This window comes from Hydrogenoanaerobacterium sp. (genome assembly GCF_032017025.1).
Lineage (GTDB): Bacteria > Bacillota > Clostridia > Oscillospirales > Ruminococcaceae > Hydrogenoanaerobacterium.
Map to the genome: position 1 here is coordinate 18,660 of NZ_DALZQO010000033.1, position 8,608 is coordinate 27,267.

The following is an 8,608-nucleotide window of genomic DNA, read 5'->3' on the forward strand; positions in this document are numbered from 1 at the left end:
TGGTTTATCTAATCATACTCTATAAACGGATATTTTTCAATATTTCTCACGAAATCGTTAGAAAAACTCCATTGCATCCATTCTCGGAATAAAAGTATCGTAAGTACACACAGTTTGTTATTATGTTGATTTTTTATCTGAAGAATTCTATTTTTTAAACGCGCACACTTTATAACCATATTAACTTATATCATTGTACTATCTTTTTTAACTCAGTTATTAACTTTATCTTCTCATTGCTTTCGTTTGTTCTAAAGCGCACAACTGGGATACTATATTGAGCCAATATAGCATCTTTGAGTTTATCTCGCTCAGCTTGCACACTTCCTTTTTTATGATAGCTAACACCATCTACCTCGACAACAAGTATGGGTTGATGGCTTAGTTTATCGAAAACAAGAAAATCCACATGTGTGTTTTCATTCATAACAAAGCCAATTGCTCTGTCATTACTTAATTTCGATAGATCTCGAAGTATCATTCTAAGCGGCACATGTAACAGAACATCATACTGCTGGAACGATGGTTCCCGCAACACTTGACAAATCAGATCAAGCATTATATTTTCACTGTCAAACTCCGAAACATGCTTTTTCTTCGATAGTTCTCTACGACGTATATCGGCGTATTGTTTGTACAATAAATCAAACACCGAATATACTTCACTATTAATAACTTCCATATTATTGTAACGAATGTATTTTACTAAATCTCCTATACCCGTTTCTCGAGTTGGTTGATTACCACTTATAACCACAATCAATTGCTTTATCGCACGTGATATTGCGACATTTAACCTATGATCATCATCCGCAAAATCAGAAATATCATTATCCACCGTTGATAAAATAATAACATCTCGCTCTTGTCCTTGAAATTTATCTACAGTATCTGCTTTTACTGCCGTTTCCGAAAACTCCTTTTGTAAAGTATTTGCTTGATTCCGATAGGGTGTCACAATTCCAATAGAAGGATTTTTTACACAAAGATGTTGTTGGGGTATAACCTCATTTTTGATTACATCAATCTGTCGCTGGTTCATGTGTTCTCTCGCATGATTGCCGGGAACAGTTTGGTAAACCACTAATGGCGATATTTCGGCATTGTCTTCTGTTAAAATGATTAGTTGATTATTGTAGAATTTCTGGTTGCAAAAATTTATAATTTTCGGGTTGCATCTATAATGCTCTTGTAGCATAACTTTCGGAACTTCTTTAAACAACTCGGTAATAGAAAGCAAGAGGCTATGGCTTGAATATCGATAAGCCTCTGAAATGTCATAGCTGCTCCAAATGGCATCTGTTCGTTTTTTCATCTCGTTATCTACGACATTTGGTAACTGCATTAAATCTCCTACAACAACCGCTTTCTTTGCGCAAGAAAATGCAAGTGTGCCCGTGGTAACACTAACCTGCGATGCTTCATCCACAATGATATAATCATATACAAATTGGCTATTTAAACTACTTCTAAGCGAATGAGTTGTGCTTAATATAATAGGATAATCATAGATAAAGCTTTCGGAATGTTTCCAGAGATCCTCCTCAGTGTATATTTGTCGAACCTTATTTTCGTATTTTTCAGATAGCTTTTGACGAAAAAGCCTCATGGAAAAATCGGAATATTCCTTCATTTTGACATCAAAATCAAAGTGAATCAATTCTTTTTCAATTATGCCTATTTGGCTGACAAGTTCTTCAATTTTTGCTTTGTAATACTGCTTTTGGCAAACTGCCACGATCTTTTCCAGCGAATTGTGATAGAAAGAAGAATTGTAGATTCCATAATGCAGGAAATTTAAAAGCTTACTAAAAAAAGAAAGAGACGTACCGGTTTCTTGTCCAATTTCTGCCTGTGCCATCAGCATTAACAAAGAAGTTGAATTAAGTTTTCGCAGGCTTTTAGGTAAAGTATTTGCGTCATTCGTTTCTATGTAGTAGGTCGTAAAATGCTGTTCTTCAAGCTTAGTTTGCTCAAGCTCCAAACGAAGTTTAGAAAGATTGTTTTTCTTTAACAGCATATTTTCTAAAGTTCCGTGCAGTTTAGAAAGTTTGAGGGTAATATCAGATTTTTCTTCCGCTGTTAATCGCCAAGTGTCAAACTGCGGAATTTTCTTTTGTTTCAGAATAAAAGCTTCTTTATTGGAGGCACTTCCCAGGAAAGCCGAAATAAAGTCTACATCATATTTTCGCAATTTTTCTTCTACATTTTCTGTTGCAGAATTATTACTGGACACAACCGCTACACTTTCTCCCCGCATCACTGCATTAGCAATGATATTTAAAATGGTTTGCGTTTTTCCTGTTCCAGGAGGACCTTCTATAATACTTATCTTATGATTCAAAGCATTGTCCACCGCTTGCTTTTGACTTGCATTGAATCCAAATGGATAAATTAAAGTTTTTGCGTTTCCATGCTGGTTGTCAAACAATGATCCCTTTAAATAGTCGCTTAAAACACTATCTTCTCTCACAAAATCAATTTTATCAAAGTGTTTTCCTAAGATGGGCATACCATCTGTTCCAAGCAAAGTATCAACATGTGCCAATTCTTTAAAATACGAAAATAGATCATTAGCAGTAGAATTATTTAAGCTGGAAGGCATAATCGCAACACTGTTTCTACCAAAAGTTTCATGGTATCCGCTTTTGTAGAAAACTCTAATATGCCTGTCAAATTTTTGAATGCGAATAACATTTGATAATGACTGTCCGCTTTTTAGAATACGGAATTTTTGTGGAGAAAGTTCTTCCGGTTCTTTGTAAAATTCGACATTGCTACTATTGTATCGATATGTTTTACCACCTGGCAAAAAGGTAACTGAGATATATCCAGCTTGATAGTCCCAACGGTCAATGTGCGTAGTCTTATCTATGCCTTTGATTAATATTAAGTTGTTGTCGATATTTATCATCAAGGGACTCCTTTGCTAAATATAGTATCAAGGGTTTATTTCTCAAATCTCCGATAATATCACTCTAATTTTTCCTCGCACACGTGCTGAATTTCCGCCTTATCCTCTTTGTTCAGTCGTTTCCACACGCTGCTGTCTGCCTCGACGATGCCCAGTGTCTTGGTGTGGCGGAGTATATCCAAATAAATCCTTGCGTTTATCATCGGTAATCAACTGCCTGCCAAATACCTCGGCATACTGTGCCAAGATTTCTCCCTTAAAGTACATAACAAACTTCCACAAGAGTGTTCTTTCTTCATCTTCTGGTCGCTGGCAGATTAAAAATTTATCCTTGTTCCATATCAGGGCTGCTCTACTTCATCATCATAGTTCTTCCATCGCATTGTAAAGCCAATCCCACATCCAGCCGTATTTAATGTATTTTTGATAAGCCGTATTAGATGGTTTGGGGAAATCGCCATCACTTGTGTTATAAGCGTCAATTTCCAACTACATTAATTCATCAAGCACTTCTTCAATATCTTTATTACCTAAATCAAATCGCACAGCACAAGGAGCATCCTCACAAAAACCCAGCTTTTCTAACGTTTCATCACAGGAAATAAGTTTCAATTTTATCTCTGGATAGAGTTCGGGAAAACTCTTAACAAACCGCTTATATACAGTTTTAGGAATTTCAATGATCATTAACCCACCAATTTTATATTGCAAATTTTCTCTATCCACCTATTTTACAAACAACACATCACGGTGGAACTCCAAGTATTCCAAAAGTTTCTGCGTTGCCTTTAAATCAACTACTATGCTGCTGTTAATATGTAATCTATTTTCGTTTTCTTTTCCAACAAACGAAGAAACATACAGTTTCCCATCGTTTGCAAAGGTAATAAGTCCTGAATCAAAAAGCTTATCCATATTTGCAGAAAGCAGTAATCCGTTTTCCGAATCAGCTCTTTCCCTGTTCTCACAAATAGCCCAAGGTTTAATGTGACTGGCCATTAATAATTTCTTGTGGTCGATGCCCGTAACCACGCATCGATTATCATATTTATCCAATAGAGCTTTTCGATACTGCCCCTGACCAACCCGAGCCTTGATAATACTTTCTTTCTCTGTTGCACTGATATTGCTTTGATTCACCTCATCAATCAGCTTTGTATCTGCATCATAGTCCTCAAAACTGTCAACCGAAAACAAACGGTATTGCTTGAGAGAATTGCTGTACATATTATTGCCCTTATTATTTTTTGCAATAAAATCACCATTGCTTAAGATAAGAGCAATAGACAAATCCAGTTCAACACGAGTCATGGATAGCAAATCTTTGCGAATGACCCCTATGGATTGCATATCATTGGAAATGGTATGCACCGCACGAGTATATTTATAGACAGAACTGTCGGATAAAGCAGTATGTTCTCTCATCCAGCTTTGGAACTCATCAAGTGCCATTACACTATTCCTCCGTAATCTCCATGATGTCCTCCACCTTGCAGTCCAAACCCTTGCAGATTTTTTCTAAAACCTCGGTGGAGACATAGCCGCCTTTTCCCATTTTAGTGACGGTTGCCGTGCTGATGCCCGATATGCGGCACAAATCCTTCTTCATCAAATCTATATCAATAAGAAGCTTCCAAAGTTTTTTATAACTGACTGCCATGAAGTCACACTCACTTTCTTTCTATCAAATAACAAAGCTCTGCCGATATGGCAGAGCTTAAAGATTTATCATATCCGCCTATCGCAACAACGTATTTCGACAGCGTTGTCTATTATTTTACCATCTTTAGGAAACAAAAGCAAGATTTAATGATGTATTCGCACGAATATTATTTCATTTACTAATATGGGCTGTATCCATTTGTATGTCTCCACATGATTCGCTTTCTTCAACTTGATCAGCATTATTTGTAAAAGTGTGATGAAAACCCAATATCTATGTATAATAATGTGATAACAGAACGATTCGATGATTGAAGTTATTCTTACTTTTCCAACAACTGCACAGTCGCTTCTTTGACCACCGCAGACTACTATTTGACTACTGTTTTCCCAAAACACAAAAACAGCACTCAAAGCCTGTTGTGATAAGACTTTGAGTGCTATTCTATTAGGGTTTTCACTTTGTGCAACACCAACAGAAAGTGGCTGAAATGCAGCCTTATTCGCTCTCCGCCATAGGTCTCCGACTCTATAGGTCGCAGGTTCGAACCCTGTCGGGCATACCAAAAACAAAAGGCAAAAAAGATTTATTGCTTACAAAGCCAGTAAATCCAAGCCTTTCGAGGGCTTCCACGAAGAAAAGTGGAAGCCCTTTTCTCGTAGATTTATTAGGGTAAAAGCTTCACTCAGACAGGACTCAAACCTACAAGTAAAAACATTCATGAGTAGCGCCCTTTTTAGTACAGAGCGAAATGAAAAAGGGCGCTACTCAAAATACAATCAAATGAACAAGCTGAAACTAAAAAGGGCGCTGATTTTTAAGGCTGATTGAAAGCCGATAAAGTTAGCGCCCTTTTTATATATACCAAAATTAAATTAAAGTTGAAAGCATTGGAAAGCCGGAGAAGCGGAGTGCAGGAATGCACTTTCATTCTCCGGCTTTTTTTGTTTTCCGGAAAGGAAAAGTCATGCTGGTACGCTATAAGAGAAATAAGCAAACTGCCTGTTACGATTCAAACAGTCTCATCACCGTAGGCAGTATACCACCGGACGAACGGCCTCACGGTCCGTTCAAAAGCTGCGGCAACTGCCCATACCCGTCCCACGGTTTCATCTGCTATAGCTCTGAGGGCGATTGCCTCAGAACGGATATGCAAATAATTGCGAATCGTCGAAAAGCTGTTGCAAAGAACGAGGTGAAACATGGAAACAAATTTGACAAAGCGAATCAAGGCGCTGACCCATCATTACCGTCCAAAGCTGCATACCGAAAAGCGAACCGTCCGGTGGGCGGATGAGGTGTGGACACCCTCAGGGATCGTGGACAGCTTCCGCTTTGAGGATTATTGCGAGGATGAGGAATATCTCTGCAGGCTTCTGGATGCGGAACGGTTTTCCGAAAAGGACAACTGCCTGACGGCGCAGATGCACGAACCCGGAAGGTGTTTTCGGGATGGCGGCACGGAGAAGAATAATCAGAAATGCCACGGCTGTGTCCTGCGGTGCCATAACTGGCGCATCGGCATGATGGTCACCTGTTTCGAGGTCAAAATCACCTATCAGGATTTCAAAAGCAGGAACGGCCATAACTTTCATGGAAACGAAAATTACTACTGCGTGCCGAAAGCCCTTGCCGCCAGAATCGCCGGGGATATCCCCAACCACATTGGCATCCTCACATATTTTGAGGGAGAACGCCAATACGGGCTCCGGCAATTCAAACCGGCTGAATGGCAGGAGGTATCCGATCAAACCAAGGTACTGCTGCTGTATAACGCTATGAAAAAATGGTGCGACGGAGCGGCCTTTGTGTAGCCGTTTCATATTCAGCATTTTAACGAATCAAAAAAATGAACAGGAGGAATGACGCTTGGATAAAGAAAAAATCTTTGAAATAGAGCTCAGCCGCTGGAATCCTTCGGGTGCAAACCCCTTGGCAGGGATCACACTCCCCGCCACCCCCTATGAGCTGGCGGATACGTTGGAAAGAGCGGGAATCACCGGGGACACCGTTTATTCTGTTGAGGTTCTAAGCAGCCAGATGGACTATCTGCCGCAATTTATCCAGCCCGATATCAATCTTCATGAACTGAACCACCTCGCCCAGCGGCTGTCTTCCCTGAGCGAATGGGATTTAGACTGCTTCGAGGGAACGGTGATGATGGATGCCGTCCAGACCCAATACGCTCCCATTCCGGCGGAACGGCTCATCAACATGACACACAGCACTGACCAATGCCAGATTGCCTACGAAGCCTACGACGATCCGTCCCTCGGTAAATTTTACGCGGATAATGACTTTGTACCGGCGCTGGAAAAGGTGTCAGATGAAGTCTACGCATATCTGGACTTCGGTAAAATCGGCAAGGAGATGCGTGAGGGCGAGGGTGGTGTATTTATGTCCCATGGCTATGTGGTGCAGAACGGCGAAATTGCAGCGGACTACCACAGCGGCGATGCGGTTTCCCTTGAAAAGCCGGATTATGCCGTGCTTCTCCGAGTCACCAAAGGATATTTCAGCGGCCCTGCACAGGACAGTGAACCGGCTGTTTATCTGAAACTCCCTGCCACGGATGCAGCGCTTATAAACGCGATGGATGCTGTCGGAGCCGCCTCCCCGGAGGAATGTGCATTTTCGGCGGAGGACTGCATGGCGCCCTTTTTGACTGAAAAAATAAATGATGCCCTGTATGCCTCGGAGGGCGGCTGCTACGGTCTGGTCAATGAGCTGGCGGAACAGCTCCGGCAGCTTGAAACGGAAAACCGCCTGCCGACCTACAAGGCGATGCTGGAGGAAGCACCAGGCGATCTTTCTCTGGAGGAAGCCCTTGACCTTGCATCCATGACAGAGGAATTCAAGCTTTTGTCTGATTCGGTTTCTCCCGCAGAGTATGCGAAAAAGGAAATTCAGCGGATGCTGTCTTTGTCAGACGATAACGGACTGATCCTGTTCTGTAATCTGGATAACTACGGGCGGTATCTTTTGGAGCAGCGCGGCGCTGCCGAAACCGAATACGGACTGCTGGAGCCGCAGAACGGCATGACGGTGGACCAATGCCTGAACCGTCCCGGCCAGAGCTTCGGTATGGAAATGAAATAGCAAATCTTTGTTGAGTTTTGGTATAGCTATTCTCATAAAGCTGTGGCATTGTGTTGTGCTGAAAGGAGGCGGTGAAATGGATGAGAAGCTCATGGACTTGCTGGATATGGCTCTGGCGGAGCGCTTTCAGCTTGCGTATTCCGCCATGAGGGAATCAGACCCTCAGTCGGAAGAACTGGCACGGGAACTGCTCGAACTCAGCGCGAGCATTCAGAACAGCGCTGAGATTACGCAGCACACAAAGGACAGGATCAACGATTACCTGACCGAAAATTCCGATATGGAGGTGAAGTTCCAGAAGCATCTGTACATTCAGGGCGCCAAGGACTGCGTGGCAGTGTTAAGAGAGCTTGGCATAATCAAGTAGCGCAGGCAAAGATGCCTGCGCTTTTTTAGACCCAACATCAAAACAGGGCCGTTTCCCCATACAGGAGGCGGCCCTGTTCTCTTTGCGCCCTTTTTGCCTTTCTTTCCGGGGAAACGGCCGGAAAGGAGGACCCATGCAGAAAGAACAGCTTGCAGAGCATCTGCGCCGGTATCACCACGGTGCGCAGCACGCCGTCTTAAGCAAAGAGCTGGAACGCAGCTTCGGCGTTTCGGGCAAGGAGCTGCGGGATCAGGTCAACGCCCTGCGCCGGGAGAGTGTTCCCATTGCCAGCGACCAGAACGGGTACTTTTATGCAAAAACCGAAGCCGAGGTACGCCTGACCATTCGGCATATGAGAAACCGCATCAGCGGAATCAGCGCCGCCATTACCGGTCTGCGGCGCTCCCTTGCGGCCTTTGACGATACGCAGCTGCGCCTGCCGCTGGAGAAAGGCGGTGATGAACCCTGAACAGCTTCATGTCCTGGATCGGCGGCAAGAAATCCCTGCGGGAGCTGATTGTCACCCTGTTTCCCCTCTATTATGAGCGGTACATTGAGGTGTTCG

General features: G+C 42.6%; 9 protein-coding genes and 1 pseudogene. 5 read left to right on the forward strand and 5 right to left on the reverse strand.

What is annotated here, in order from left to right:
- Positions 1–190 precede the first annotated feature (190 nt).
- The 5 genes from RTV33_RS14600 to RTV33_RS14620 all read right to left on the reverse strand — a co-directional run bounded on the left by RTV33_RS14600 (position 191) and on the right by RTV33_RS14620 (position 4,574).
- The gene (locus tag RTV33_RS14600; protein ID WP_312645444.1) at positions 191–2,914 is read right to left on the reverse strand and encodes an AAA domain-containing protein; all 2,724 of its coding nucleotides are present in this window, start codon (positions 2,912–2,914) and stop codon (positions 191–193) included.
- 59 nt (positions 2,915–2,973) lie between these two features.
- On the reverse strand, positions 2,974–3,117 hold the full coding sequence (locus tag RTV33_RS14605) for a hypothetical protein (RefSeq protein ID WP_312645447.1): 144 nt from the start codon (positions 3,115–3,117) through the stop codon (positions 2,974–2,976).
- Positions 3,118–3,403: 286 nt separating this feature from the next.
- A complete protein-coding gene (locus tag RTV33_RS14610) occupies positions 3,404–3,601 on the reverse strand; it encodes a hypothetical protein (RefSeq protein WP_312645448.1) in 198 nt (65 codons plus the stop codon).
- A 39-nt stretch (positions 3,602–3,640) separates the two neighbouring features.
- Positions 3,641–4,366 (reverse strand): HNH endonuclease, encoded by a 726-nt coding sequence (locus tag RTV33_RS14615; RefSeq protein ID WP_312645449.1) that lies wholly within the window; start codon positions 4,364–4,366, stop codon positions 3,641–3,643.
- A 4-nt stretch (positions 4,367–4,370) separates the two neighbouring features.
- Entirely contained in the window at positions 4,371–4,574 is a 204-nt protein-coding gene (locus tag RTV33_RS14620) for a helix-turn-helix transcriptional regulator (RefSeq protein WP_312645450.1), read from the reverse strand.
- A gap of 1,205 nt (positions 4,575–5,779) precedes the next feature.
- On the opposite strand from RTV33_RS14620, the gene RTV33_RS14625 reads away from it, so the two are divergent.
- From RTV33_RS14625 to RTV33_RS14645, 5 genes and pseudogenes are all read left to right on the forward strand, one after another.
- A complete protein-coding gene (locus tag RTV33_RS14625; protein ID WP_109708979.1) occupies positions 5,780–6,391 on the forward strand; it encodes a hypothetical protein in 612 nt (203 codons plus the stop codon).
- Positions 6,392–6,446: 55 nt separating this feature from the next.
- Positions 6,447–7,676: an antirestriction protein ArdA gene (locus RTV33_RS14630; protein ID WP_312645455.1), complete on the forward strand. Its 1,230-nt coding sequence runs from the start codon at positions 6,447–6,449 to the stop codon at positions 7,674–7,676.
- A gap of 76 nt (positions 7,677–7,752) precedes the next feature.
- Positions 7,753–8,043: a hypothetical protein gene (locus RTV33_RS14635; RefSeq protein WP_109708977.1), complete on the forward strand. Its 291-nt coding sequence runs from the start codon at positions 7,753–7,755 to the stop codon at positions 8,041–8,043.
- A 133-nt stretch (positions 8,044–8,176) separates the two neighbouring features.
- Positions 8,177–8,512, forward strand: a complete 336-nt coding sequence (locus RTV33_RS14640) for a hypothetical protein (RefSeq protein ID WP_109708976.1) — start codon at positions 8,177–8,179, stop codon at positions 8,510–8,512.
- A gap of 8 nt (positions 8,513–8,520) precedes the next feature.
- A pseudogene (locus RTV33_RS14645) lies at positions 8,521–8,608 on the forward strand (DNA adenine methylase); the annotation flags it as partial.

Bases quoted from the DNA above. Each gene is read 5' to 3' on its own strand.
- RTV33_RS14600 (WP_312645444.1), bottom strand. From the start codon at position 2,914: ATGATAAATATCGACAACAACTTAATATTAATCAAAGGCATAGATAAG.
- RTV33_RS14605 (WP_312645447.1), bottom strand. From the start codon at position 3,117: ATGATAAACGCAAGGATTTATTTGGATATACTCCGCCACACCAAGACA.
- RTV33_RS14610 (WP_312645448.1), bottom strand. From the start codon at position 3,601: ATGATCATTGAAATTCCTAAAACTGTATATAAGCGGTTTGTTAAGAGT.
- RTV33_RS14615 (WP_312645449.1), bottom strand. From the start codon at position 4,366: ATGGCACTTGATGAGTTCCAAAGCTGGATGAGAGAACATACTGCTTTA.
- RTV33_RS14620 (WP_312645450.1), bottom strand. From the start codon at position 4,574: ATGGCAGTCAGTTATAAAAAACTTTGGAAGCTTCTTATTGATATAGAT.
- RTV33_RS14625 (WP_109708979.1), top strand. From the start codon at position 5,780: ATGGAAACAAATTTGACAAAGCGAATCAAGGCGCTGACCCATCATTAC.
- RTV33_RS14635 (WP_109708977.1), top strand. From the start codon at position 7,753: ATGGATGAGAAGCTCATGGACTTGCTGGATATGGCTCTGGCGGAGCGC.
- RTV33_RS14640 (WP_109708976.1), top strand. From the start codon at position 8,177: ATGCAGAAAGAACAGCTTGCAGAGCATCTGCGCCGGTATCACCACGGT.